Source organism: Chondromyces apiculatus DSM 436 (assembly GCF_000601485.1).
Taxonomy (GTDB): Bacteria; Myxococcota_A; Polyangia; order Polyangiales; family Polyangiaceae; genus Chondromyces; species Chondromyces apiculatus.
This window is the reverse complement of the sequence record NZ_ASRX01000091.1, coordinates 25,016-50,812: the sequence shown is the minus strand read 5'-3', so window position 1 is coordinate 50,812 and position 25,797 is coordinate 25,016. Positions and strand designations below refer to the sequence as shown.

Here is a 25,797-nt window from a genome sequence, read left to right as displayed (position 1 = left end):
GCTCCGACCAGTCCTCCTGCCGCTCCGCTCAGCCACGCCGCCGCTCCGACCGCTCAGCCCACCGCTCCGATGGGCCACCCTCCCGCTCCGACGCCCTTCCCTGCCCTTCGGCATGTCCGCCCCTCCCCTCCGACGCGTCGCTCTGCTCCTCGCCGCGCTCCCCCCACCCCTCCGAGGCGTTGCCCTGCCCCTCGCTCCCCCACTTCTCCCCCTTCGACCCTCTTCCCTGCCCTTCGCAGCTCCCGCCCCTCCTTTCCGACCCTCTGCCCTGCCTCTCGGACCCGGCGCGCCCCTCTTCCGACCGCGGGGAGGGCGCACCGTCGAGATCGTGCTGTGCCGGATGGGGTGTCGGTCGCGGTGGCGTTGCCCTGACGAACACGCACTCGCTCCCGGGAGCTGCCGATGGTCGGCGGATCGGTGAGGAGCGAAGCCGAAGGTAGGTCTGTCATGTCGAAGAAAGTCATCGATCGCGCGGTCCCCGTCCTCACGGAGCCCAGCGACACTGCCGCCGCGAGGATCGCGGCCGGCGCCGTTCACATCACCGCCCTCCAGGGCAGCCCGGACTGGGCTGCGTCCCCCGAGGTGCAAGCCGCCACCAGCGCCTGGCTCGCCGAGAACGAGAGCCTGGCCACGGTCACCAGCACGATCGCCGACCTGGAGAACCAGCTCGCGATAGCGCGGGCCACGCAGCGCACCCAGCTCCGGCGGTGGGATGCGCACAAGCGCGCGGTGCTCAGCGCCGTGGAGACGGCGTGTGATGGGTCGAAGGACAAGGTGCAGCGCTTCGGGATGGGGGTGGCCACGCGCACCGCGGCGCCGACCGCCGTGACTCCGGAAGACCTGCGGGCCAAGCGCAGCACCACCCCCGGGGTGGCGAGCGCGGTGTGGGCCACGCGCCGGGGTCACCACGGCTTCCTCGTGCAGCACGCGACGAACCCGGAGGATCCGGCCACCTTCTCTGCGCCCTTGATGAGCGCGCGCGGGAAGTTCGATCTGGCCGGGCAGAGGCCCGGGACCACGGTGTACTGCCGGGTGCTGGCCCTCGATCCCGACCTGCCCAACGGGCAGACCGACTACACGTCCTGGGTGGCGATGACGGTCAGCACCTGATCGCGCGACGCCTGGCGTGACCCGGGAGGGGCTCCGGAGCGGCGTGCGCCGGAGTCCTTCCCCACCCTCTCGGCATGCTGGTAAGACGTCCCTCCCTCCTTCCCCGGGACGATCACCGATGGCCAGCGACGTACGTGACACCCTGCTCCGACAGCTCGACATCGCGTGGGCGCTCACCAGCTACCACCTGGAGACGCTCGCCACCGAGGAGTGCCTGTGGCGGCCCGCGCACGTGGGGCTGCACGTGCAGCAGCTCCCGGATGGCAGGTGGCAGGCCGACTGGCCGGATCACGAGGGTTACGACCTCGGTCCGCCGAGCCTCGGGTGGCTGACGTGGCACCTCGGCTTCTGGTGGGCGATGGTGCTCGATCACTCGTTCGGGGAAGCGAAGCTCGCGCGCGAGGACGTCTTCTGGCCGGGTGACGCCGACGCGGTGCGCGCGGGGGTCGGGCGGCTGCACGGGCAGTGGCGGGCGGCCATCGAGCCGCTCACCGACGACGACCTGCGCGCGACGGAGCGGACGCGCTGGCCGCTCCAGGAGCGCCCCTTCGGGGACATCGTCGCCTGGGCCAACGTGGAGCTGACCAAGAACGCCTCCGAGATCGGCTACGCGCGGTTCCTGTACGCGGTGAGGCAGTAGTCACTCACCCACACGCACCGCGCGCCGCGCCCCCCCGCGCGCCGGGGCGCCGTGATGATCCGCCCGGGAGCGTGTCGCATCCGCTCTTGCGGATGCCCGGGTGCACGGAGCGCTGAGCCCGACCTTTGCAACGGGGCACGGCGTGGACGGCAGGATCGATCAGCTCGTGCGCAAAGGTGCCGCGGTGGACGGGATGATCACGCTCGGTGGGGGGCTCCCGGCGGGGGAGCTGTTCCCGCGGCGGGCACTGTCCTCGTCGTTCTTGCGGGTGATCTCGGACCCGCGGGCCGATGCGCTGCAATACGGCTGGGCCGAGGGGCGGGAGGGGCTGCGCACCTGGGTGACCGAGCGGCTCCGCAAGCGCGGGGCAGAGGTGAACGCGGAGGACGTCCTCATCACGAGCGGTGCGCAGCAAGCGCTCGCGCTCGCCGCCCAGGTCCTGTTCAAGCGGGGGGCGCGGATCGGCTGCGATGCGGAGACGTATCCGGGGGCGCTCGACCTCTTCGAGGCTCGGGGGCTCACGCCGGTGGCCGCGGAGAAGGACGTCGACGGCTTCTACGTGATGCCCGCGGTGTCCAACCCCCACGGCGGGAGCATGTCCGAAGAGGCGCGCGGGAAGCTGCTCGCGCGGGCGCGCGCCACGGGTGCGGCGATCGTCGAGGACGATGCCTACGCGGAGATCCGTTTCCACAGCGCGCCACCGCGGTCGCTGCTCGCGGACGACCGGGAGCACGTCTTCCACGTGGGGACGATCTCGAAGACGCTGTGCCCGGGGATGCGTGTCGGCTGGCTGGTGGTGCCGCCCCGCTACCGGCAGCAGGTGCTGGATGCGAAGCAGACGGAGGATCTACAGTCGAACAGCCTGGCGCAGGTGCTGCTCGAAGACTTCCTGGCGCACAACGATTACGGCGTGCTCGTGGAGCGGGCGAGCCGTTTCTATGGGCGGCGCGCCCGTCACCTCGCGCGCGCGCTGAAGCGGCGGATGCCCGAGCTGCGGTTCGTGATGCCCGAGGGGGGATTCACCCTCTGGGCAGAGACGGATCTGGCCGGCGACGACAGAGAGCTGCTCGAAACGGCGCATGCGCACGGGGTGTGCTTCGATCCGGGCCGCTCGTTCCGGTTCGACAAGCAGGCGGCGCCGATCGCCATGCGGATCTCGTTCGCGACGGAGCCAGCGACGAAGATCACCGAGGGCGTCGAGCGGCTCGCCCGGGCAGTCGCGGCGTACCGGAAGCGCGCGGGCGCGGGCGCGGCATGAGCGCGGGGCGCGCGGCATTGACGCTCGTGACGGGCGGTGGCAGGATTGCGCTCGTCATGGTGAAGTCCATTCGGTTGCGCTGAGTTCGGCAGCATCCACCCGCTGAGTCGCTGAGCCTGTCGTCCGGCATCGGACGATGCCCGCGTCGCGAGCGTGCGTTGCTGCCGCTCCGTGCCCGCTTTCCTGTTACCTGGTGACGGAAGGCCCGGGCGCGGTGCTCCATGCGCCCGAGGAGCCCTCGAACCCATCCGGAGGGATGGCGTCGCCCATGTCTGGCGCGGCGCCACGTCGAGCGCATGCAGCCATCGCGCAGCGGGGTCTTCCCTTGCGCTCGTCCGGGCCAACGCGGCCCCGAGCGGAGGAGACCGTGTGTATGTCGAAGGGTTCCAAGCGTTCCATTTCATTCCATGCTTCTCATTCTCCAGCGTGCGCGATTCTCCTGGCGCGGCAGCATCCCGAACGGAGCGACACGCAGGTGCAGGTGTCGCTGGACGAGCTCCAGAACCTGCTGGCCGGGCTCGGGATCCGCGTCGCCCATACGGTCGTGCAGAGGCGCGCTGCCGCCGCGTCGAGCACCGTGCTCGGCGAGGGCAAGCAGGCGGAAGTCGCGGCGCTCCTCGCCGAGGCGAGGCGCGAGCACGGCGAGGAGAGCGTGCTGGTCGTCGTCGACGAGGCGCTGAGCCCAGGGAAGCTGCGCACCCTGGAGAACGCGCTCGAGGTCGAGGTCATCGATCGCACGGGGGTCATCCTCCGCGTCTTCGAGCAGCGCGCCCGCACCCAGGTGGCGCAGCTCGAGGTCGAGATGGCCCGGTTGACGTACGAGGCGCCTCGCGTTCGCGAGGATGCGTCGCTCGGCGATCGGGAGGGCGGCGGCGGGCGCGGCGGCCGCGGGCACAGCAACGTCGAGCTGAAGAAGCAGCGCATCCGCGAGCGCGTGGCCAGCCTGCGCCGCGCGCTCGACGAGCAGCGCGCCGTCGAGGAGAAGCAGCGGGCGCGCCGCAGGGACGCGCTGCGGGTGGCGCTCGTGGGCTACACGAACGCCGGGAAATCGTCCCTGATGCGGGCGCTGACCGGCAGCGACGTGCTCGTCGAGGACAAGCTCTTCGCCACGCTCGGGACCACCGTGCGCGCCCTCTCGCCCGAGACGGCGCCGCGGATTCTCCTGTCGGACACGGTGGGGTTCATCCGCGATCTCCCTCACGAGCTGGTCGCGTCATTCCACTCCACGCTGGAGGAGGCGCGCGATGCGGGGCTCCTGCTCTTCGTCGCCGATGCGTCCGATCCCGCCTTCCGCGATCAGCTCCGGGTCACCCGCGAGACCCTCGACGCCGTCGGCGCGTCGGGGGTGCCGTCACGGGTGCTCCTCACCAAGATCGATCGCGTCGACGCCTCCACGCGCGCCGCGCTGGCCGCGGAGCTGCCGGACGCGGTCCAGGTCTGCGCCCACGATCCCGACGATATCCGGGGCCTTCGCGACGCGCTGGTGGCGTTCTTCGCGCAGCGCATGACCGAGGAGACCTTCGTGGTGCCGTTCGGCGACGGGCGGCTCCTCGGCGAGATCCGCGCCGAGGCGCGGGTCGTCACGGAGACGTACACCGACGAGGGGGTGGTGCTCTCGGTTCGCGCGCTGCCCGAGGCCATCGGGCGGTGGAAGCGCGCGCTGCCGGAAGGCCCCCCGATCGAGGCCGTCGCAGACCTGGTGGAGGCGGCGCGCCGTCACGGCCTCCAGCTCACGACGGTCGCGGGGGACTTCGATCGGACCGGGCTCGACTTCCTCGTCGTCCACGCCCGCGACGAGGAGGGGGTGCCCTGGATCGTGCGCACGCCGCGCCGGCCCGAGGTGTTCGCGTCGAGCTGCGTGGAGGCGCGGGCGCTGCGGCTCGTGCGTCCTCGGCTGCCCGTCGCGGTGCCCGACTGGCGCGTCCATGCGCGCGAGGTGATCGCCTACCCGCGGCTCGACGGCACGCCTGCCATCACCGTCGATCCGTCGAGCGGGTATTCGTGGAACATCATCGCGCCCGGGGCGCTCCCCGAGGCGTTCCTCGACTCGTTCGCGGACACGCTCGCGGCGCTGCAGGCCATCCCCCCGGAGGAGGCGGCAGACGCAGGCGTCCCGACGAAGACCATCGCCGAGGCGCGGCAGGCCCTGGCGAAGGCCATGGAGGCGACGCGGGGCGTGCTGGCGCCCTCGGAGGTCATGTGGACGCGCTGGCACCGGTGGCTGGAGGACGACGCCCTCTGGCCGCAGCACCTCGCGCTCGTGCACGGCGATCTGCACCCCGGCCACCTGCTCCTCGGCGCCGACGGGCGGATGCAGGGGGTGCTCGACTGGACGGAGGCCCAGGTGACCGATCCCTCCCTGGACTTCGCGATGTTCGCCGGTTGCTTCGGGAGGGAAGCGCTCGACGCGCTCCTCACCCGGTTCGAGAGGGCCGGCGGGAAGACGTGGCCGCGCCTCGCCGAGCACGCCGCCGAGCGCTGGGCGGCTTTCCCGGTGCTGGGCGCGGAGTGGGCCCTGCGCACGAACAACACGGCCGTGCTGGAGTTCACGCGGGCCCAGCTCGCCGCGACGGAGGCCACCGCCGCGCCCACCCAGCGCTGATCACGTCCCCGCGGGGCCCACGATGGGGCGCGAGCCCACCCTCCACGCGCGCGAGACCCCGCGCGGGCGTGGAGGGTCGTGGGCCCATGCGGCCCGCCGCGTTGCTGGTGCGGGCGCCCCTCGACCTCGCGCGCCGAGGTCGGGATGGCGTGAGTCAGGGGGCGGCGAAGGCTTTGGCGTTGTCGGCGGCCCACTGCGCGAAGGTGCGCGGGGGGCGGCCGAGGACCTTCTCGACGTCGGGGTACACGGGGTCCGGGGTCTCGACGGAAGCGGCCCAGTAGGCGAGCAGGGTGTCGATGATGCCGGCAGGCATGAAGGCGCTCACCTGGGCGCGCCAGGCTTCCGGGGAGATCTCCTCGAAGCGGAGGTCGCGGCCGATGGCCTCGCCGATGGCGCGGACCTGCGCGACGCGGGAGATGGCCGCAGGGCCGGAGAGGGGGTACTTCGCGCCCGCGTGGCCCTCATCGAGCAAGGCGGCGACGGCCACGGCGGCGATGTCGGCCTCGTGGATGGGGGTCTGCTGGGCCTCGCCATAAGGCGCGCGGACCACGCCCTCGGCGCGGATGGAGCGCGCCCACTCCAGGGTGTTGCCCGCGAAAGCGCCCGGCCGGAGGTGGGTCCAGGGGATGCCGGAAGCCTCGACGGCGCGCTCGATGGCGAGGTGGTAGTCGCCGAGGGCGCTCTGCCCCGGCGCGCTGTGCTCGACCGAGAGGGAGGAGAGGACGACGACGCGCGACACGCCGGCCTCGCGCATCCGGGCGAGGGAGGCCTCGGTGTTCTCGACGACGGGGAACAGGTACACCCTGTCCACGCCCGCCAAAACGGCCGGCAAGGTCTCCGGCTGGGCGAGATCGCCGGAGACGAGCTCGACGCCGGCGGGGAGGCCTGCCTTGTCGGGCTTCCGGGTCATCGCGCGCACCCGCTGGCCACGTTGCAGGAGCTGGTCGACCACATGGCGACCCACACTCCCGGTTGCTCCTGTGACGAGTACGGTCATCTGTCCTCCTCGGTCCTGGGTTCGTGCACCTGCCCGGGGGCTGTCCCCGGTGACGGGCGCGCCAGCATGTGCCCACGCGCCCACGTCGCCAAGCGCCGCAGCGGCGACGCTCAGGAAGCGCCAGGGCGCTCTGGCAAGGGCGAGGCGCCCCGGGTGTACGTGGCCGTTTGTAGCACGGCCAGGCCGTCGAAGTCGGCGAGGCTCCGGGGGCTGAGCGGGGAGTAGCTCGGGTTCTTCTTGCCCCCCGAGCGCAGCGGAAGCGCGGCGATCTCCGCGGACGGGAGGCCCTGGCCCCGGTGGGTGGGGATGAAACAGCCGGAGCCGGGGAGGGCCATGAGGTGCGCCTCCAGGGAGCCTGCTTCCGGCTCGCCGAGGCCGTTGGGCTCCGAGGTGCCCAGGGCCGCGCCGAGCACGGCATACCGGGGGCCGAACATGTCGTCGAGGTGCGCGCCCACCGGCCAGAACTGGCCCCAGGACCGGATCACCTTGCTCCGTTGCAGGTGGCCATTGTGCGCGAAGATCAGCACCTTGCCGCGGCCCTGCTCGCGGGCGGCGATGTACGCGAGGTTCTCGGCCATCATGGCGTCGCGCATGCTGAGGAGCGTGCCGAGGAGCGTGCCGGGGGGATGCTGGCCGGCCAGCGCGGCGTGGTAACCGAGGAGTTGCCGGGCGATGGAGGCATGGTGGAGCGCTTCCAGGTAGCGGTCCCGGCCGCCCTGCGCCGACAGCTCGGGGCGCCGGACGCGCAGCTCCGTGGTGAGGTCCTCGACGGCGAGGCGGAGCGCATTCGCGGCGGGAGAGCGGCCGATGGCCTTGCTCGGGTCCCGCATCGCCGCGGGGTTCTCCCAGTCGGCGTCGGCGCCGAGCAGGGGCTCGATGAGGTCGCGGTGTCTCTGCGCCGCGTCTGCGTCGAGGGAGGCGAGGTACGTCAGGGTGACCTGGATCGTTTGCCGGGGGCTCTCCGTGGCATGGGCCTCGGTCGGGGCATCGATGCCATAGAAGTGGAGCTTCACGGCATGGGCAGGGTCGGCATTGTAGTGCCGCATGGAGGCGACCAGCTCCCGGTTGGCGTCGAGCTTGCCGAAGTCGTGGCTGAAGCCGCTGTCCTGCACCGCCTCGTAGGTGTCAGGGCCACGGCCGGTGATGTGGTCATTGACGCGGAGGCCGCGGGGGAAGCTGCTCTCGACGGCGATGGCGCGATACCCGTGCGCCTCGACGAGGCGCTCGAAGAGGCGGTTGCGGAGGACCAGGAACTCGTCGCCGCCGTGGAGCGGCTCACCGAGGCCGAGGAGGGAGACCTCGCGGCCGAGGGAGGAGATCATCCTGTCCACGGCGGCGTTGAAGCTCTCGGCAGCGTCGAGCGAGAACGGCGTGGCCTCGCGGGTGATCCACGCGTCGACCGTGGCGTGAGTCTCGTGGGATCCGGGCATGGGGTCTTCTTAATCGCAGGAAGTGTGCGGATCCAGGCGTGCGCTCCCGCGCCGGACCACGCCGGTCCACGCCGGACCACGCCGGTCCACGCCGGTCCACGCCGGAGCGCACGTGGGCAGGGGTCCGGGGCGCGGCGATGCGCTACGGTCGCAGGCCTGGAGCAAGGGGAACGATGGCCAAGACCGATGCGACGTCCGTGGAGGAGTACCTCGCCGCGCAGCCCGAGGAGGTGCGGGTGGCGCTGGAGCGCGTGCGCAGCACCATCCGCAAGGCGGTGCCAGGCGCCGAGGAGGGGATCTCGTACCAGATCCCGACGTACAAGCTGCCCGGAGGGCCGGTGCTGTACTTCGCCGGGTGGAAGCAGCACGTCTCGCTCTACCCCGCCAGCGAGGCGCTCGTCGCGGCGTTCGCAGACGACCTCGAAGGGTACGTGATCAACAAGGGCACGATCCGGTTCCCGCTCTCGGAGACGGTCCCCGTGAAGCTGATCGAGCGCATCGCGAAGTTCCGAGCGAAGGAGGTCACCGAGCACGCGGAGGCGAAGAAGGGGGCGAAGAAGGCTGCCCCTGCGAAGAAGGCCGCCAGTACCAGGAAGGCCGTCCTCGCGAAGAAGAGCAGCGCCTGAGCCGTGCCCTCGTCGCGCTGCGGGTCAGCCGGTGCGCACCTGCCGCGCCACGCAGGCGAGAACGAGCTGGGTCACGCGGCGCATGAAGGTGTAATCGAGCGTGGCGGGGGTGTCGGTCGGGCGGTGGTAGTTGGGGTTCCGGAACTCCGCGGTGTCGGTCCAGAGCATGGCCGGGAGCTTCGCCTTCCAGAACGGCGAGTGGTCGCTCCGGTGCAGGACGGGGAGCCAGCCTTCGAGGCCGAGGTAGACCTTGAGCCCCACGACCGGCAGCTCGGGGACCATGGCCTCCGCCTGCTTCACCGCGAGTTCCACGAGGTGGTTGGAGCGCTGGTTCGAGATCAGGCCGATGAAGTCGCCGACGTCGGGCGCGCCGGGGACCGGGAGGGGCATGCGCTGCGAGCCGGGCTCGTGGCGCGCGTAGCCGACCATCTCCAGCACGTGCACGGCGGCGATGGCCGCGCCGCCCGGAGAGGCGCGGCGGGCCACGAAGTCGATGCTGCCGAGCAGGCCGTCCTCCTCGCCGTTCCAGGCGACGAAGCCCACGGGCAGCGCGGGATCGAGGTGCGCGAGGGCCCGCGCGCAGGCGAGCATCGCGGCGATCCCGCTGGCGTTGTCGTCGGCGCCCGGGGTGCTGGGCACGCTGTCGTAGTGGGCGCCGACCAGGACCAGCGGTAGGTCGACGGGGCCGCGGGGCATCGCCACCACGTTCCGGAGGTCGCCCTCCAGGGAGACGGCGTACCCCAGGTCCGCGAGGGCGTCGGCGACGTACTGCGCGGCGCGGCGGTTCTCGGCGGGCTGGTGGAGCATGTGCCGGGGCTTCGCGAGGGTGGCGACCGCTTCGCGCAACTCGGCTTCGGTGACCGAGGCGAGCGCGTCGATCAGGCTGCCCTCGGGGCTCACGGGTCTCGTGCGTCGCAGCTCCATCGCGGGGTCCTCCTGGCTTCGCGGTCGTCGAGGCTCACTTCACGCCGAGGCGCTCAAGCGCCCAGGCGTAGGTGAAGGCGGTGTCACGGAGCCGGTCGTACCGCCCCGACATGCCGCCGTGGCCGGCAGGATCGAGGAGGATCTTGAGCAGCACCGGGTTCGGGTCGGTCCTCATCGCGCGCAGCTTCGCCACGTACTTGGCAGGCTCCCAGTACATGACCTGGCTGTCGTTGTACGAGGTGCGCACCAGCACCGGCGGGTAGGCCTTGGCGGTGATGTTCTCGTAAGGGCTGTACCGGAGGATGTACGAAAGCTCGTCGGGCTTCTTCGGGTTGCCCCACTCCTCGAACTCCGAGACAGTGGCCGGCAGGGTCTCGTCGAGCATGGTGTTGATGACGTCGACGAAGGGCACCTCGGAGACGACGCCGGCGAACAGGTCGGGGCGCATGTTGATCACGGCGCCCATGAGCAGGCCGCCAGCGCTCCGGCCCTCGATGACCAGGCGCTTCGGGTCGGCCCAGCCCTGGGCGGTGAGGGCCTCGGCAGCGGCGATGAAGTCCGTGAAGGTGTTCATCTTCTTCATCATCCGCCCGTCCTCGTGCCAGGCCTCGCCGAGGTCGCCGCCGCCGCGGAGGTGGGCGATGGCGAAGATCACGCCGCGATCGAGGAGCGTCAGGCGCATGGACGAGAAGCTCGGGAACAGCGGGTGGCCGTAGGAGCCGTAGCCCCAGAGGAGCACCGGGTTCTTGCCGTCGGCCGTGACCCCCTTGCGGGCGGCGAGCGTGATGGGGACCTTCACCCCGTCCTTCGCCGTGGCGAAGACGCGCTTCACCTCGTAGCGGGCCGGATCGAAGCCGCCCGGGATCTGCTCGCGCTTGTTGATGTCGAGCTTCTTCGCGGCAGGGTCATACTCGTAGATGGTCTGCGGGGTGACGGGGGACTCGTACCCGAAGCGGTAGGTCCGGGTGTCGAACGCGAAGTCCGGCCTGTTCCAGAGGGAATAGGCGGCCTCCGGCAAGGCGACGCGGTGGGACGCGGCCATGGCGAGCGACTTGCCAGGGAAGAAGCGCAGGTGGCGCACGCCGGCTTCGCGCTCGGTGGCGACGGTGAAGCCCGCGAAGGCCTCGACCTTTTCGAGCATCACGCCCTCGCGGGGGGGGATGACCTCTTTCCAGGAGGCGCGGTCGGGCCTGTCGAGCGGGGCGGTGACGAGGCGGGAGTTCATGGATTTCGGCCCACCCGGCGTCGCCGGGCTGTCGGTGACGATGAGCAGCTCCTGGCCCCGGTGGTCGGCGGAGTAGTCGTGGCCCTGCTCGCGGGGCGCGATGGTGACCATCGGGCCTGCTGGTTTGTCGGCGCGGAGGAAGCGCACCTCGCTCGTCATCCAGCTAGAGATGCTGACGAAGATCAGGGCGCGGCTCATGGAGCGGGTGAGGTACACGCCGAACCGCGCGTCCGCCTCCTCGTGGAGCAAGGTGTCCTTGGCGGGGTCGGTGCCGAGGGCGTGGCGGTAGAGCCGGTGAGCGCGCTTGGTGGTGGGGTCCTCGACCACGTAGAAGACGGTGCGGTTGTCCTTCGCAAAGACGGCCGAGGTGACGCGCTCGATGCGCTCGGGCAGGAGCTTGCCGGTGCGCAGGTCCTTGAACTGGAGGACGTACTGGCGGAAGCCGGTGGTGTCGAGGCCGTAGGCGAGCACGTTGCCGTCGTCGGACGTCTCGAAGAGCCCGATGCCGACGTACTGCTGGTCCTTCGCGAGATCGTTGAGGTCGAGGAGGGTCTCTTCCTTCGCAGCGTCGCCGCCCTTCACCGGCTTGCGGAAGTGGATGGGGTACTGCTTCCCCTTCTCGACGCGGCTGTAATAGAGCCAGGCGCCGTCCCGGAAGGGCACGTCCACGTCGTCCTCGACGACGTAGCCGAGCATCTCCTGGTAGAGCTTGTCGCGGAGCGGCGCGAGGTGCGCGGTCATCGCGTCGGTGTAGGCGTTCTCGGCCTTGAGGTGGTCGAGCACCTCGGGCGCGCCCTTGTTCTTCAGCCACGCGTAGTCGTCGATGAGCGTCTTGCCATTCACGAGCTTCACCTCGTGCGGGACCTTGCGGGCGGCAGGCGCCTTCAGGCCCGCGGGAGGTGAGGGCGTGAGGGGTGCTGGCGTCGGCGCGGGCGCAGCCGCGGCGCCGGTGGAGGAGGGCTCGGGCGGCGGGGCGGCGGAGCACCCCAGCAGAACGGCGCTGGTCAGGGAAGCAAGGCGCGAGGTCCGGGACGACACCGGGGCACGATAGCGGGGCGGCGGAGAGGTGGCGAGGTGGCGAGGTGGCGAGGTGGCGAGGTGGCGAGGTGGCGAGGTGGCGAGGTGGCGAGGTGGCGAGGGCGCCTACTTCACCCCGAGGCGGTCGAGCGCCCAGGCGTAGGTGAAGGCCTGGTCGCGGATCCTGTCGTAGCGCCCCGACATGCCGCCATGGCCGGCGGGCTCCAGGTGGATCTTGAGCAGCACCGGGTTCGGGTCGGTCCTGGTGGCGCGCAGCTTCGCCACGTACTTGGCGGGCTCCCAGTACATGACCTGGCTGTCGTTGTACGAGGTGCGCACCAGCACCGGCGGGTAGGCCTTCGCGGCGATGTTCTCGTAGGGGCTGTACTGGAGGATGTACGAAAGCTCGTCGGCCTTCTTCGGGTTGCCCCACTCCTCGAACTCCTGGACGGTGAGCGGGAGGGTCTCGTCGAGCATGGTGTTGATGACGTCGACGAAGGGCACCTCGGAGACGACACCGGCGAACAGGTCTGGGCGCATGTTGGTCACGGCGCCCATGAGCAGGCCGCCGGCGCTCCCGCCGTGGATGACGATGCGCTTCGGGTCGGCGAAGCCCTGCGCGGAGAGGGCCTCGACGCAGGTGATGAAGTCCGTGAAGGTGTTCATCTTCTTCATCATCCGCCCGTCCTCGTGCCAGGCCTTGCCCATGTCGTTGCCGCCCCGGATGTGGGCCATGGCGAAGATCACGCCGTGATCGAGGAGCGTCACGCGCCCGGACGAGAAGCTCGGGAACACGGGGATGCCGTAGGACCCGTAGCCGTAGAGGAGCACGGGGTTCTTGCCGTCGGTCTTGGTGCCCTTGCGCATCGCCAGCGAGAGGGGGACCTTCACCCCGTCCTTCGCCGTGGCGAAGACCCGCTTCACCTCGTAGCGGGCAGAATCGAAGCCGCCGGGGATCTGCACGCGCTTCTTGAGATTGAGCTTCTTCGCGGCAGGGTCGTAGTCGTAGATGGTCTGCGGCGTGATGGGGGACTCGTACGCGAAGCGGTAGGCCCTGGTGTCTGGCTCGGGGTTGCTCTGGGGCCAGAGGGTGTACACCTCCTCGGGCAGGGCGACGCGGTGGGAGGCGTCCATCGCCAGCGACTTGCCGGGGAAGAACCGGAGGTGGGGCAGGCCGCCCTCGCGCTCGAAGGCGACGGTGAAGCCGTTGAAGGCCTGGATGCCTTCGAGCATCACGCCCTCGCGGTGAGGGATGACCTCCTTCCAGGAGGCGCGGTCGGGCTTGTCGAGGGTGGCGGTGACGAGGCGGAAGTTCGTGGCCTTGGGGCCGCCGGCCGTGGCCGGGCTGCTGGTGGTGATGAGCAGCTCGTTTCCGCGGTGGTCGACTGCGTACTCGAAGCCCTGCTCGCGGGGCGCGATGGTGACGAGCGGGCCTGCCGGCTTGTCGGCGCGGACGAAGCGCACCTCGCTCGTCGTCTGGCTGTGGATATCGGCGAGGATCAGGGCGCGGCTCGTGGAGCGGTCGACGCGCACGCTGAAGCGCGCGTCGGTCTCCTCGTGGAGCAGGGTGTCCTTGGCGGGATCGGCGCCGAGGGCGTGGCGGTAGAGGCGGAAGGAGCGCTTGGTGGTCGGGTCCTCGACCGTGTAGAAGACGGTGCGGTTGTCCTTCGCGAAGGCGACGGAGGTGACGCGCTCGATGCGCTCGGGCAGGAGCTTGCCGGTGCGCAGGTCCTTGAAGTGGAGGACGAACTGGCGGAAGCCGGTGGTGTCGAGGCCGTAGGCGAGGATGTTGCCGTCGTCGGAGCGCTCCAGGGAGCCGAGGCCGACGAACTTCTGGTCCTTCGCCAGCTCGTTCATGTCGAGGATGATCTCCTCCTTCGCGGCGTCGCCGCCCTTCACCGGCTTGCGGAGGAAGATGGGGTACTGCTTCCCCTTCTCGATGCGGTTGTAGTAGGTCCACGCGCCGTCCTTCTGGGGGACCGCCACGTCGTCCTCGACGAAGTAGCCGAGCATCTCCTGGTGGAGCTTGTCCCGGAGCGGCGCGAGGTGCGCGGTCATCGCGTCGGTGTAGGCGTTCTCGGCCTTGAGGTGGTCGAGCACCTCGGGCGCGTCCTTGTTCTTCAGCCATGCATAGTCGTCGATGAGCGTCTTGCCGTTCACGAGCTTCACCTCGTGCGGGACCTTGCGCGCCACGGGCGGCTTCGGCCCGGCGGGAGGCGGCAGCTCCATGGGCACCGGCGTCGGCGCCGGCGGGGTGCCACCCGCGCTGGTGGAGGACGGGTCGGGAGGCGGGGCGGCAGAGCACCCCAGGACAACTGCGGCGAGCAGGCAAGACACGCGACGCATCCGGAATGACATGCGGCGCACCATAGCGAGCCGCCGGGGAAGTTGCGACCGGGTCCGAAAGCGGCCAGACGCGGACCCTCGCCGCCGCTATGAACAGGGCGTGCAACTCGACGACGACACCTGTTACAGCGCGCTGACCGCGCGGGATGGCCGCTTCGATGGCGTGTTCTTCGTGGCGGTGCGCACGACGGGCATCTATTGCCGGCCCGTCTGCCGCGCGCGCACGCCGGGGCGGGACCGCTGCGGGTTCTACCGCACCGCGGCAGCCGCCGAGCGGGATGGCTACCGGGCGTGCTTCCGTTGCCGCCCGGAGCTGGCGCCGGGCCGGGGACCCGTGGACGCGCTGCCGCGCCTCGTGGCGAGCGCCGTGGCGCGCATCGAGGCCGGGTACATGAACGAGGGATCGGTCGACGATCTCGCGGCAGAACTCGGGGTGAGCGGGCGGCACCTGCGCCGGGCCATGGAGGCGGAGCTCGGCGTCTCACCGGTGGAGCTGGCGCAATCGCGGCGGCTCTCGCTGGCGAAGCAGCTCCTGCAAGACGCCTCGCTGCCGCTCGCCGAGGTGGCCTTCGCGAGCGGGTTCTCCAGCGTGCGGCGGTTCAACGCGCTGTTCCAGGAGCGCTTCGGGAGACCGCCGTCGGCGCTCCGCGGCAAGCGCCTGGCCTCTCCGCGCGGCGCCCGTGGCGATGGCGGCGATGGCGGCGATGACGGCAATGGCGACGGGGAGCAGGAAGAGGCCATCGCGCTGCGGCTCGATTACCGGCCGCCGCTCGACTGGGAGGTGCTGCTCCGGTTCCTGGCAGGGAGGGCCATCCCCGGCGTGGAGCGGGTGGCGAACGGGGTCTACGCACGCACGGTGCGCCTCGGGGAGGTGACCGGGTGGATCACGGCGCGGCACGAGGAAGGGCGCCACGCGCTCGTGGTGGAGGCGTCGCTGTCCCTGGCGGGGGCGCTGATGCCGCTCGCGGCGCGGCTGCGGGCGCTGTTCGATCTGGACGCTCACCCGGCGGCCATCGCGGCGCAGCTCGGGCGCGATCCGCTCCTCGCGGACCTCGTCGGCCGGCACCCGGGGCTGCGCGTGCCTGGCGCCTTCGATGGGTTCGAGATGACCATCCGCGCGGTGCTCGGCCAGCAGGTGTCGGTGAAGGCGGCGACCACGCTCTCGGGGCGGGTGGCGGCGCGCTTCGGGGAGCCCCTCCAGGTGGCGCTGCCGGGCGCTCTGGAGTCGACTGCGACGACCGCGACGACTGCGACGACCGCGACGACCGCGACGACCGCGGCGCAGGGGGACGCGCCGGCGCCGAAGCAAGGGCAGCCGCAGGCAGGGGCGCTCCAGCTCCTGTTCCCCACCCCGGAGCGCCTCGCGGCGGCCACGGAGGACGAGGTGGCCTCGCTCGGGATGCCGGCGACGCGGGCGCGGGCGGTGCTGGCCATCGCGCGCGCGGTCGCGGGCGGCACGATCCGGCTCGATCGTACGGGCGACGCCGAAGCTGCGCTGCCGGCGCTCTGCGCGCTCCCGGGCATCGGCGACTGGACCGCGCACTACGTGGCCATGCGCGCGCTCGGGTGGCCCGACGCCTTCCCGGCGGGAGATCTGGCCGTCAGGAAGGCGCTCGGCGGGATCACGGCGCGGGCGGCGACGGTGCGGGCGGAGGCGTGGCGGCCCTGGCGGGCGTACGCCGTGATGCACCTCTGGACGGGGCTTTCGGAAGGGGCAGGAGGTTGAGCATGCTGCACGAGATCGAGGTGGAGAGTCCGCTCGGACCGCTGCGGGTCCTCGGGCGGGAGGGCGCGATCACGGCGCTGTACACGCCGGAGCACCGGGCACCTCCGGCGTGGCGGGGGGCGGACGGCGAGGGCGTGCCGGTGCTCGTCGAGGCGCGGCGGCAGCTCGCGCAGTACTTCGCCGGGGAGCGGCGGGTGTTCACGCTGCCGCTCGCGATGGAGGGTACGGCGTTTCAGCAAGCCGTGTGGGCGGCGCTCACGGAGATCCCGCTCGGGACCACGGTCACCTACGGGCAGCTCGCGGTGCGCCTCGGCAGGCCTGCGGCGGCGCGCGCGGTGGGGGCGGCAAACGGGGGGAACCCGGTGTCGATCGTCGTCCCCTGCCACCGGGTGATCGGCGGGGGCGGCGCGCTCACCGGCTATGCGGGCGGGCTCGCGGCGAAGCGGTGGCTCCTCGATCACGAGACGGCCGTGCTGGAAAAGGGAGCTGGCGGCGCGATTCGCGATCGCACTCGCCTGTCACCCTGACGAATCGGACGCAGTAGGGCGCGGAGATCGTTTATGGGTCCCCAGCAGAAAGGCTGGGGTCACCATGCTCGCCCGACACGTTTGTAGCGCCATTGCACGCGTCGCGATCACCACGTCATTTTCTCTGCTCACCGCATGCGTGGCCGAGATTGGCGACGAGATGGACGAGGAGGTCGACGAGGTGAGCGAACCGCTCGGCGCGTCGTCGGCGGCGGGGCGCGCAGCCCTGGCCAAGCGCTGGGCGCCCATCCATTACCAGGACGTCGACAGGACCGGGTCGCACGGGCTCGAAGGGCGCGGCGACTACCTCACCCGCGTCGACTTCGACGGCGACTGGATCTCCACGAACAACTGGGACAACACCCCGTCCCACCCGCTGCTCGCGCACGTCTACCACACGGTCGTGGAGACCAGCACCCACTGGTACATCATCTACACCTTCTTCCACCCGCGGGACTGGACGGACACGATCTTCGACACCGAGCACGAGAACGATGCGGAGGGGGTGCTGCTCGTGGTGGGGCGCGACGGGAGCGAGTATGGCCAGCTCCTCGGCTCGGTGACCGTCGCCCACAAGGATTTCTATTCGTTCCTGCCGAGCGGGAGCCCCTTCACCGGCAACCACGAGTCGGTGGATGGGACGCTGTCGTTCGCGTCGTTCGAGGGGGTGAACCACCCCATCACGGCCCAGGAAGCCAAGGGGCACGGGCTCAAGGCCTGGCCGAGCTACGACATCGACGGCGACGGGGTGAAGTACTTCCCGTCCCTGACCACCGCCGAGGAGCCGGCGTCGATCTACGACAACGACGTGCGCTACAAGCTCATCGACGGCTTCGGCCCCGAGGGCCTGTGGCCACGGCGCCAGCTCGCGACCCTGTTCACGTCGGGGTCGTTCCTGGGCGACAAGAGCGGCGGGTGCGGGATCACCTCGAGCCTGTGCTCGACGAACTCGGCCAACGCGCCCTGGGGATGGGACGACCAGAACGACGGCTCGATCCTGCGCGGGGAGATCGCGACCGACCCGGTGAAGCTGACGACGTACTACTTCAAGACGCCGGCAGGCCTCTCGTCGACGTACACGTTCAACCCGTTCCAGAACGTCGGCGACCCGAACGCTCCCTGAGCGGCGCGCGGCGCTCAGGCAGCACTCAACCTCGAAACTCGTAATCACCACCGCGCGCGGCGAACCGGTCGGGCAGGAAGCCCACCTGGGACCATGCGGCGTCGAGCCCGGTGTCCAGGATGGGTGCGCTGTAGCGATGGGTGCCGGTGATGTCGTCGAAGAACCTGCCAGCAGGGTCGACCATCGCATAGCTGCCGGTGATGGCCTCGTGATCCTCGGGCACCACCACGATGCCCTGGGCCGCGAGGGGGGCGCGGTGGCGCTCCACGAAGGCAGCGAACGCTGCGGGGGAGCACAGGAGCGGCTCGATGCGCCCGCTGTTCTGGCCCTCGACCGGGAGCGCCTGCAGGATCTTCCAGCGCTCGGGGCGCAGCTCGGAGAGCATCACCGCCATGTCCTCACCCGCGTTGAGCGTGGTGACGACCGTGTTGACCTTGAGGCGCATCCCGAGGGCGCGGGCGGCCACCGCCATCGCGACGTACTGGCGCGCCTCGATGGGCCTGCCGCTCACCGCGCGCTTGAGCAAGCGGTGGGTCTCCGTCGACGCGCTGTCGATGCTCAAGGTGAGCCAGTCCAACCGGCCCTGGAGGCGGTGCAGGTAGTCAGGCGTCAGGCGGCTGCCGTTGGTGACCAGCATCGTCGTGGCGCCGCGCCGCTTGGCCTCGTCCATCAGATCGAGGAGCCAGGGGCAAAGCGTCGGCTCGCCGCCCGCGAAGGTGATCTTCTCGAAGCGGGAGGCGAGCAGGGCGACCAGCGCGAGGGACGCTTCTCGCGGGAGGTGCCCGCGCGGGAGCACGGCGTGAGTCATGTCGTCGAAGGTGGCGAAGCAGAACGTGCACCGCATGTTGCAGGGCTTCCAGAGGTGGTAGTTCACCGAGCGCGGCAGCGGAGGCGAAGGCGGGCGCGGGGGTGGGGCCAGCTCCTGGTCTCGGGTGGGGTCACTGTGAGGCGCCTCGTCGACGGGGGTCGTGATCCTCGGGGTGGTCGTGCTCATGCTCGGTGTCTCCTCTCTCTGTGAAACGCCTGAAGAGCAGGGGGCATGCCGGGCTGCACGGGGAGCGGTGCAGCAGGAACAGCGGGCAGAGATGCGGGAACCCAGGGGTCCGGGGGTGGCTCCGCGCCGGATCGCGATCCGCCTCGGGCCAGGGGGGCTGATCGCGGTCCGTCGTGCTCTGAGGGGACTTGCCGGCAGGCGGAAAGCCCTGCCACGCCAGGCGCGGGTCCGCCGTTGTGCAGCCGCCCGATCAGGGTTGTGCGAGGACCTGCACAACCGCCCTGCACAACCGGAGCTGGCAGCGCGCATTCAGGCCGAATTTCAGGAATGGATGGTGCGGCACGGGGGGTGCAATGGGTCACCGCGCGGGGTGCAGCGGCGACGGAGCCGATCCCCTCGCCGGGAGAGACGTCGATGCGAACCGAGACTCGTTCCAAGCTCGTTCTGGCCCTGGCCGCGCTCGTGGCGCTCTCCACCGGGGGGTGCGTGGCCGCCGAGGATGCGGGCGGCGAGGAGGGAGACGAGGTCCAGACCGATGAGCTCGGGATCAGCGTCACCTCGACGACGCTCGCGGGGCACCCGGTCTGGACCCACTTCACCAACCCGGGCGCGTACGCGGACGGGCACGATCCCACGATCCTCAACGAGATCATCCGGCTCATCAACGACACGCCCCAGGGCGCCACCATCCGCGCGGCCATCCACAGCCTGACGGCGAACGGCGTGCAGAACGCGCTGATCAGCGCGAAGAACCGCGGCGTCATCGTCAAGGTGGCGGAGGATGGGTCCGACAAGCACGACGAGGACGACTCTCCGCGGGTGCTCAAGGCGGCGCTCGGGGCGAACCTGGTGTTCTGCGGCGACGGGACGGCCAGCGGGGCGCACGGGTGCGTCACCCGCGACGCGAGCGGCATCATGCACACCAAGCTCTACACCTTCAGCCAGACGAAGGATCCCACCGGCGTGATGCGGAGCGACGTGGTGTGGTTCGGGTCGGCGAACATGACCAATGCCACGGGCGCGAACACCTTCAACAACACCGTGACCATCTATGGCGACGAGGCGCTGTACGACGACTTCAATGGCTACTTCGGTCACCTCTTCCAGCAGCAGCACTACGCGGGCAACGATTACTACGACGCGAGCGCGTCGCGGGGATACTGGGTGACGCCGACGGTGCGCGCCTATGCCTCGCCCGAGCAGGACAGCGATCTGGTGGTCAACCGGCTGAACGACATCGTGGCCGACGCCTCGTGCCGGGTGCGGGTGGCCCAGGCGATGATCCACGACTCGCGGCCGGAGATCATCGATCTGCTGGTGAAGCTCAAGAAGGGCGGCTGCAAGGTGTGGGTGGTGGGCAGCAGCATCCAGCCCACGTCGCTGGCGAAGCTCAAGAACGCCGGGATCAGCGTGCGCGGCAACAACGTGCACGACAAGACGGTCCTCGTCTACGCGCGGTTCGCGGCCTCCACGGAGAACCGGTACCTGGTCTTCACCGGCTCGCACAACTGGACCTACTCGGCGAACTACCGGAACGACGAGCTGTTCGTGCGGCTGGAGAGCGAGGACCTGTACGACGCCTACTACGACCACTTCAACGACGCCTACAACAACGGCACGGCGCAGTAGGCGGGGGGCTCCGCGGGGACAGCTCGCGCACTTGGCGCGGCCGGCGCGGTTCGGGTAGGGTCCGCGGCTTCACTGTTCCGGGCGCCGCCGGTGCCCCGGAGGGAGCCGCGCATGACCACCCGGACCGTTCACCTGTTCATCTTCGACACCCTGGCCGACTGGGAGGCGGGGTACGCCATCGCCCGGCTCAACCAGCCGGAGTTCCAGAAGGTCCCGCACGAGGTGCGCACCGTGGGGCTCACGCGGGCGCCGGTGCGCAGCATGGGCGGGGTGACCATGACCCCCGACCTCACGCTCGACGAGGTGCGCGCCGAGGACAGCGCCATGCTCATCCTCCCCGGCGGGGCGGTCTGGGACGGGGAGGGCATCCCGGCGGCCGTCGAGAAGGCGCGCGCGCTGCTCGCGGCGGGCGTGCCGGTGGCGGCCATTTGCGGGGCGACGGCGGGCCTCGCGCGCGAGGGGCTGCTCGACGACCGCGACCACACCAGCAACGCGGCCGAGTACCTGCAGGCGACGGGCTACAAGGGCGGGGCGCGCTACAAGCAGGTGCCGGCGGTGTCGGACGGGAACCTCGTCACCGCCTCGTCCATCGGGGCGCTGGAGTTCGCGCGGGAGATCTTCACGGTGCTCGACGTGTACCCGAAGGAGGTGACGGACGCCTGGTTCGGCCTCTTCAAGACCGGCGAGGCCCGCTACTTCCATGCGCTCATGGAGCTGGCCCAGCAGGCGTGAGGTGCAGGATGGTCTCACGCGCGTTTCCCGGATCCAGCAGGGCAAGACGAGGGCAGGCAGGCCTCGCCGCAGGGCTCCTCAGCGCCGTCTTCCTCGTGGCGTGCGGGGCATCCCCGGTGGGAGGGCCTGGTCAGGCTGCTGCACCCCCACCCTCGACCTCGGGACGAGGGAGCCCCCCGAGCGAGGCAAGCGCCACGGCCGCAGCGCCGTCGGCGACCACGGCCGCGGGAGGAGCGTCGGCCAGCGCTGCCGCCCCGACGGCGGGAGCGGCTGGAGCGCCTGCGGCGGCGGAGGCTAAACCTCCGGCAGTCACCTCGGCCTTCGCCATGGCGGACGTGGACGCGGCAGCCGTGACGCGCGCCTGCGAGGCGATGCGGAAGAAGCAGCACGCAGCGCTCGACGCGCTCAAGGCGAAGCGGATCGACGCGAAGAAGATCGAGCACGCCAAGAAGCTGTTCGGCACGTGCCATCCGGTGGGCAAGGCGGCGCTGGTGATGACCGTCGACGCGCTGCAGGCGGTGAAGCAGCCGCGGCGCGATCCGATCTGCGCGAGGCACGACATTCACCCGAGCTCCCTGGTGACGTTCGGGTGCTTCGATCGGACGTGCGATGACTGCATCTCGGGAATGGTCTCGCTGGAACTCGTGGCGGCCCCCTTCCAGGCTGCGCCCATGGTCCTCGGGCCGCTCAGCGTCCCGAGCACCCTGCGCACGCGCTCGTCGGACGGGAACGTGGTCCCCACGGGGACGTCGATCGAGGCGCTGAGCGCGGCGCACAAGGGCGCGGTCGACGTCGATGGGGACGGCTGGCCCGAGGCGCTCCACTGCGGCACCGTGCACGCACTCGGGGAGCGCACCGATGCCTCGACGCCGACGACCGACGGGTGCGTGCTGGTGTCGACGGCCCCTGACCGCTTCGGCGCGTCGAAGGCCGCCGAACGCCTGGAGGAGATGCTCGGTGAGGTGCGGCAGACCGCGGCAGGACCCGAGGTGCTCGTGCGGTCGGCGGTCACGAAGCACGTGGACGCGCTGTGCCCCTTCGGCGAGGACGAGCGGATGCACGTCGACAGCTTCTGCAACGGCCTGACGCTCTGGGCGCGCTACAAGGACGGCGCCTTCGTGCCGCCGCTGGAAGATCCGGCGCTCCCGGCGCGTCTCACCGCGGCGTGCAAGGAGGCCGAGGCCCGAGGCGAGGTGGGGGCTGCGTTCGGGACGAGCGCCCTGATGTTCGCGGAGGGGGTGTGCAAGGCGCTGCAGAGCGGCAAGGAGCCCGCGCAGACCCTCGACGAAGGGGAGCTGACGGAGCTTTGCTCCGTGTTCGGAGCCCAGGACAGCCAGTGTGCCGCGTCGGAGGCGTCGCAGGCGCTCTACGGGCTCTTCCGCAAGGCCATCGGGGGCGGGGGCAAGCCGAAGAAGTGAGCGCGGGCGGGCCCTGGGGGGCGCGCCACCACCGGGTGGAGGCCCTCCGGAGCCCCGGCGTTCAGCGCCCCGCGGCGGCGCGCTGGGCCTTCCAGATCGGCACGTAGTCGTAGGTCGGGTAGAACTCGGTCCGGAACGCGCCCCAGGCGCCGCGCTCGATGGCCACGTTCACGGTGCGCAGCTTGTCGGGCGGCACGCGCAGGGTCACCACCTGACCGACGCCCATCATCACGTACCAGGACACCACCTCCGTCCCCTCGGGCGGGAAGCTCTGGCGGTAGCCGGAGCGATCGAGGTGCTCGTTGATCTGGTCGAGCGTCTTGGTCTGGTCGTGGCGCAGGAAGATGGTGAGGAGGAAGGCGTCCGAGGGGCCCGAGGTCACCGAGGCGGCGGCGGACGCCGCGGACGCGGACGCAGGTCCCGGCGCTGCGGGCAGGCAGGGGGGCACCTCGGCGCGCTCGCCGTGTGCAGCGCACCCGCAGAGGGCCAGGACCGTCAGGGAGGAGGCGACGGCGCGTCGCGCGCGGTGGTCGAGCATGCGCGTCCCTATGGTCTGGATCCGGGGACGCTGCACGCGCCTTCTCGGTCGCCACCGCCGCGCGCTCGCGTCCATCACGTCGCTTGCGACCTGCTCCGGATGTGACCAGGTTGCAGCCGGCTTCGCGCCACCCCGACCCATGCCCATGCCCATGCCCCCCGACTACCGACCCGACCCCCGCATCCGCGCCCTGCAAGAAGGCTTCTTCGACGCCGTGAAGGCCGCCACCTTCCCGGAGCACCTCCTCCGCTTCAGGAACCAGCGCTGGGCGACGCGGGTGGGCCTCGGCGATCTCACCGACGACGCCTGGGTGCAGCACTTCACCCGCTTCGAGCCCCTCCCGGGCAACCTCGAACAGCCGCTCGCGCTGCGCTACCACGGCCACCAGTTCGGGGTGTACAACCCCGCCCTCGGCGACGGGCGCGGCTTCCTCTTCGCGCAGCTCCGCGATGCAGGAGCGTCGCCGCAGGACCCCGAGCGCGACCGCCTCCTCGACCTGGGCACCAAGGGCAGCGGGCGCACGCCATGGTCGCGCGGCGGAGACGGCCGGCTGACCCTCAAGGGTGGCGTGCGCGAGGTGCTCGCCACCGAGATGCTGGAGGCGCTCGGCGTCTACACCTCGAAGACCTTCAGCCTCGTCGAGACCGGCGAGTCCCTCTACCGGGGCGACGAGCCCTCCCCTACCCGCTCCTCGGTGCTCGTCCGGCTCAGCCACTCGCACATCCGCTTCGGCAGCTTCCAGCGCCACGCGCACCTCGGCCATGTGGATCGCCTGGGGGCGCTGCTCGACTTCGCCGTGGAGCATTACCTGCCCGGGGCGCGGGAGCGCAGCGGTCCCCTGCCGCTCGCCTTTCTGCACGAGGTCACCCTCCGGGCCGCGGCGCTGTGCGCGAGCCTGATGACGGCGGGCTTCGTGCACGGGGTGCTCAACACCGACAACATGAACATCACCGGCGAGTGCTTTGACTACGGTCCGTACCGCTTCCTGCCCACCCTCGATCCCACCTTCACCGCCGCCTACTTCGACCACGAGGGGCTCTACGCCTTCGGCAGGCAGCCCCGCACGTTCGTGTGGAACCTGGCGCGGCTCGCGGAGGCGCTCACCCCGCTCTGCCCGGACACGGCCCTCGCGCCTGCGCTGCGGGAGTTCCAGCCGGCCTTCCTGGAGGCCATGCGCCAGGGCTTCCTGAGGCGCCTCGGCGTCGCCTCGAACGGCGCCGACGACGACGCGGCGCTGCTCGACGCGGCCGATGCGTTCCTGCAGGAGAGCCAGATCGGCTACGACCGCTTCTTCTTCGACTGGTACGGCGGCCTTTCAAGCACCGCACGCGCGCGGCAGAGCCCCGAGGCCCGCACCTATGCGGGCACCCACGCCACGCAGCTCCAGCGCGCCCTCGAACGCCACGCGCCCACCCACCCCGAGCGGCTGGAAGCCCCCTACTTCCAGGGAAGCGCCCCGTGCAGCCTGCTCATCGACGAGATCGAGTCCATCTGGCAGGGCATCGCCGAGCGCGACGACTGGTCGGCCTTCCACGCCAAGGTCGACCAGATCCGCGCGTTCGGGGCGCTCATGTCCGGCTGAGCGCGCCGCGTGTATGCTGCGCTGGCGATGATCCCCCTGAACATCCAGCCCGTCCGCGGCACCCTGCAGAACGCCCGCCTTCCCCTCACCCTCCTCGCCGTCCTTTCGGTCGTCTGTATCGCCACGGTGATCTCCCCGCCCGCGGGGCGCTTCAACTGGCTGCTCGAGGTCGGGCCGGGGCTCGCCGGGATCGCGGTGCTCCTCGCCATCTACAAGCGGTTCCCCATGTCACACGTGGTCTACGTGTGCGTCTTCCTCCACGTGCTCATCCTCGTCTACGGCGGCTTCTACACCTATGCCAAGACGCCCCTCGGCGACTGGGCCAAGGAGGCCTTCGGCTTCAGCCGCAACCACTACGATCGCATCGGCCACATCGCACTGGGCTTCTTCCCGGCGCTCACCATCCGCGAGGTGCTGCTGCGCCGGACGCCGCTCCAGCGCGGGGGATGGCTCGCGTTCATCGTGGTCAACATCGCCCTCTCCATCGGCGCGTTCTGGGAGCTGCTGGAGTGGTGGACGACGCTCCTCGTCGCGGGCGACGTGGGGGAGGCGTTCCTGGGCTCCCAGGGCGACATCTGGGACGCGCAGTGGGACATGTTCCTGGCGATGGTCGGCGCCATCGTCTCGCTCCTCGTCCTCGGCCGCCTCCACGACCGCTCCATGGCGGCGCTGTTTGCGCGCGCCCCCGCCCAGGCCCCCCCTGCGCTCAGCGCGCCCCCGCCGCACGCGGCGTGACGCGCGGCATGACCCGGGGCGCCACGCCGGGCGGCTCCGCATAGCTCACTGCCGTCACCGTCAGCTCCTCGTCTCCCCGAGGGAAGCGCACGGTCACCACGTCGCCCACCTGCGCACCGAGCAAGGCCCTGGCGATGGGCGAGCGCCAGCTCACCGCCCCGCGCGCTGGGTCTGCCTCGTCGACGCCCACCAGCCGGTAGCGACGCGCGTCGCCCTCCTCGTCGCACACGGTCACAGTCGCGCCGAAGAGCACCTGCCCCTCCGGCTGCCCCGCGGGGTCGATCACCTCCAGCGCCTCCACCCTCCGCCCGAGGAACGCGATCCGCCGGTCCAGCTCGCGCAGGGCCTTCACCTCTCCCGTGGCCACCACGGCCGGGCGATCGAGGCGCGTGAGGCGGTCGACCTCCTCCCGCAGCCGCGCGGCGCCCTCGGGGGTCACGTAGTTCTTCACGCCAGGCGGCAGCTCCTCGCCGAGCGGGCGCGCGGGGAGGTCGTCCTGCTCCTCGTCGGATTCGCGGGTGAAAGCCTTGCTCATGGGGACCTCCGCCCAGTGTAAGGCGCGGACCCGCCAACGTCAGGGGCTGGGCGGCAGGCGCGGGGCGGCAGGGACCCGCGCCC

The 25,797-nt window shown here is 71.1% G+C and carries 22 protein-coding genes; 13 read left to right on the top strand and 9 right to left on the bottom strand.

The features are described 5' to 3' along the window. Positions 1–447: 447 nt before the first annotated feature. The 4 genes from CAP_RS38115 (at position 448) to hflX (ending at position 5,610) form a co-directional block, all read left to right on the top strand. On the top strand, positions 448–1,110 hold the full coding sequence (locus tag CAP_RS38115) for a hypothetical protein (protein ID WP_044250087.1): 663 nt from the start codon (positions 448–450) through the stop codon (positions 1,108–1,110). Positions 1,111–1,228: 118 nt separating this feature from the next. After that, a complete protein-coding gene (locus CAP_RS38110) occupies positions 1,229–1,750 on the top strand; it encodes a DinB family protein (RefSeq protein ID WP_044250086.1) in 522 nt (173 codons plus the stop codon). 100 nt (positions 1,751–1,850) lie between these two features. After that, positions 1,851–3,008: an aminotransferase-like domain-containing protein gene (locus CAP_RS38105; protein WP_156041509.1), complete on the top strand. Its 1,158-nt coding sequence runs from the start codon at positions 1,851–1,853 to the stop codon at positions 3,006–3,008. Between the two features lie 136 nt (positions 3,009–3,144). Further along, complete coding sequence (gene hflX / locus CAP_RS54520; protein WP_306413938.1) at positions 3,145–5,610, top strand: GTPase HflX; 2,466 nt, start codon at positions 3,145–3,147, stop codon at positions 5,608–5,610. A gap of 154 nt (positions 5,611–5,764) precedes the next feature. Here hflX and CAP_RS38090 read toward each other — a convergent pair whose 3' ends face one another. Together CAP_RS38090 and CAP_RS38085 are read right to left on the bottom strand one after the other, a co-directional pair. Continuing rightward, positions 5,765–6,607: an NAD(P)H-binding protein gene (locus tag CAP_RS38090; protein WP_044250085.1), complete on the bottom strand. Its 843-nt coding sequence runs from the start codon at positions 6,605–6,607 to the stop codon at positions 5,765–5,767. 110 nt (positions 6,608–6,717) lie between these two features. Then, positions 6,718–8,037, bottom strand: coding sequence for an erythromycin esterase family protein (locus tag CAP_RS38085; protein ID WP_044250084.1), 1,320 nt, complete (start codon positions 8,035–8,037; stop codon positions 6,718–6,720). Positions 8,038–8,210: 173 nt separating this feature from the next. On the opposite strand from CAP_RS38085, the gene CAP_RS38080 reads away from it, so the two are divergent. Further along, complete coding sequence (locus CAP_RS38080; RefSeq protein WP_044250083.1) at positions 8,211–8,663, top strand: iron chaperone; 453 nt, start codon at positions 8,211–8,213, stop codon at positions 8,661–8,663. 24 nt (positions 8,664–8,687) lie between these two features. Here CAP_RS38080 and CAP_RS38075 read toward each other — a convergent pair whose 3' ends face one another. The 3 genes from CAP_RS38075 to CAP_RS38065 form a co-directional block, all read right to left on the bottom strand. After that, positions 8,688–9,587 (bottom strand): M20/M25/M40 family metallo-hydrolase, encoded by a 900-nt coding sequence (locus CAP_RS38075; protein WP_044250082.1) that lies wholly within the window; start codon positions 9,585–9,587, stop codon positions 8,688–8,690. Between the two features lie 34 nt (positions 9,588–9,621). Next, a complete protein-coding gene (locus CAP_RS38070) occupies positions 9,622–11,850 on the bottom strand; it encodes a S9 family peptidase (RefSeq protein ID WP_052376708.1) in 2,229 nt (742 codons plus the stop codon). Between the two features lie 105 nt (positions 11,851–11,955). Beyond that, positions 11,956–14,187, bottom strand: coding sequence for a S9 family peptidase (locus tag CAP_RS38065; protein ID WP_197041532.1), 2,232 nt, complete (start codon positions 14,185–14,187; stop codon positions 11,956–11,958). Between the two features lie 88 nt (positions 14,188–14,275). Here CAP_RS38065 and CAP_RS38060 point away from each other — a divergent pair, with 88 nt between their 5' ends. The 3 genes from CAP_RS38060 to CAP_RS38050 all read left to right on the top strand — a co-directional run bounded on the left by CAP_RS38060 (position 14,276) and on the right by CAP_RS38050 (position 17,551). After that, positions 14,276–15,901 (top strand): DNA-3-methyladenine glycosylase 2 family protein, encoded by a 1,626-nt coding sequence (locus tag CAP_RS38060; protein ID WP_044250080.1) that lies wholly within the window; start codon positions 14,276–14,278, stop codon positions 15,899–15,901. A gap of 2 nt (positions 15,902–15,903) precedes the next feature. Then, a complete protein-coding gene (locus CAP_RS38055; protein WP_044250079.1) occupies positions 15,904–16,428 on the top strand; it encodes a methylated-DNA--[protein]-cysteine S-methyltransferase in 525 nt (174 codons plus the stop codon). Positions 16,429–16,492: 64 nt separating this feature from the next. Then, entirely contained in the window at positions 16,493–17,551 is a 1,059-nt protein-coding gene (locus CAP_RS38050; protein ID WP_044250078.1) for a hypothetical protein, read from the top strand. A 25-nt stretch (positions 17,552–17,576) separates the two neighbouring features. On the opposite strand, the gene CAP_RS38045 is transcribed toward CAP_RS38050, so the two are convergent. Beyond that, a complete protein-coding gene (locus CAP_RS38045) occupies positions 17,577–18,545 on the bottom strand; it encodes a viperin family antiviral radical SAM protein (protein ID WP_231511940.1) in 969 nt (322 codons plus the stop codon). A gap of 414 nt (positions 18,546–18,959) precedes the next feature. Here CAP_RS38045 and CAP_RS38040 point away from each other — a divergent pair, with 414 nt between their 5' ends. Both CAP_RS38040 and CAP_RS38035 read left to right on the top strand, forming a co-directional pair. Continuing rightward, positions 18,960–20,174, top strand: coding sequence for a phospholipase D-like domain-containing protein (locus tag CAP_RS38040; protein ID WP_063748818.1), 1,215 nt, complete (start codon positions 18,960–18,962; stop codon positions 20,172–20,174). Between the two features lie 111 nt (positions 20,175–20,285). Further along, positions 20,286–20,906 (top strand): type 1 glutamine amidotransferase family protein, encoded by a 621-nt coding sequence (locus CAP_RS38035; RefSeq protein ID WP_044250077.1) that lies wholly within the window; start codon positions 20,286–20,288, stop codon positions 20,904–20,906. 130 nt (positions 20,907–21,036) lie between these two features. On the opposite strand, the gene CAP_RS51435 is transcribed toward CAP_RS38035, so the two are convergent. After that, positions 21,037–21,234 (bottom strand): hypothetical protein, encoded by a 198-nt coding sequence (locus CAP_RS51435; protein WP_156041508.1) that lies wholly within the window; start codon positions 21,232–21,234, stop codon positions 21,037–21,039. On the opposite strand from CAP_RS51435, the gene CAP_RS46495 reads away from it, so the two are divergent. Next, the gene (locus CAP_RS46495) at positions 21,233–22,324 is read left to right on the top strand and encodes a hypothetical protein (RefSeq protein ID WP_052376706.1); all 1,092 of its coding nucleotides are present in this window, start codon (positions 21,233–21,235) and stop codon (positions 22,322–22,324) included. The two genes, CAP_RS51435 and CAP_RS46495, sit on opposite strands and share 2 nt — an antisense overlap. A gap of 61 nt (positions 22,325–22,385) precedes the next feature. Here the strand turns inward: CAP_RS46495 and CAP_RS38025 are convergent, their stop codons facing one another. After that, positions 22,386–22,862 carry a hypothetical protein gene (locus CAP_RS38025; protein WP_156041507.1) on the bottom strand — a complete coding sequence of 159 codons (477 nt, stop codon included), beginning with the start codon at positions 22,860–22,862 and terminating at the stop codon, positions 22,386–22,388. A gap of 145 nt (positions 22,863–23,007) precedes the next feature. Here CAP_RS38025 and CAP_RS38020 point away from each other — a divergent pair, with 145 nt between their 5' ends. Continuing rightward, on the top strand, positions 23,008–24,444 hold the full coding sequence (locus CAP_RS38020) for a protein adenylyltransferase SelO family protein (RefSeq protein ID WP_044250095.1): 1,437 nt from the start codon (positions 23,008–23,010) through the stop codon (positions 24,442–24,444). Positions 24,445–24,471: 27 nt separating this feature from the next. Next, a complete protein-coding gene (locus CAP_RS38015) occupies positions 24,472–25,179 on the top strand; it encodes a DUF2238 domain-containing protein (RefSeq protein WP_044250075.1) in 708 nt (235 codons plus the stop codon). Here the strand turns inward: CAP_RS38015 and CAP_RS38010 are convergent. Next, positions 25,151–25,714 (bottom strand): GreA/GreB family elongation factor, encoded by a 564-nt coding sequence (locus CAP_RS38010; protein ID WP_044250073.1) that lies wholly within the window; start codon positions 25,712–25,714, stop codon positions 25,151–25,153. The two genes, CAP_RS38015 and CAP_RS38010, sit on opposite strands and share 29 nt — an antisense overlap. Between the last annotated feature and the right edge of the window lie 83 nt (positions 25,715–25,797).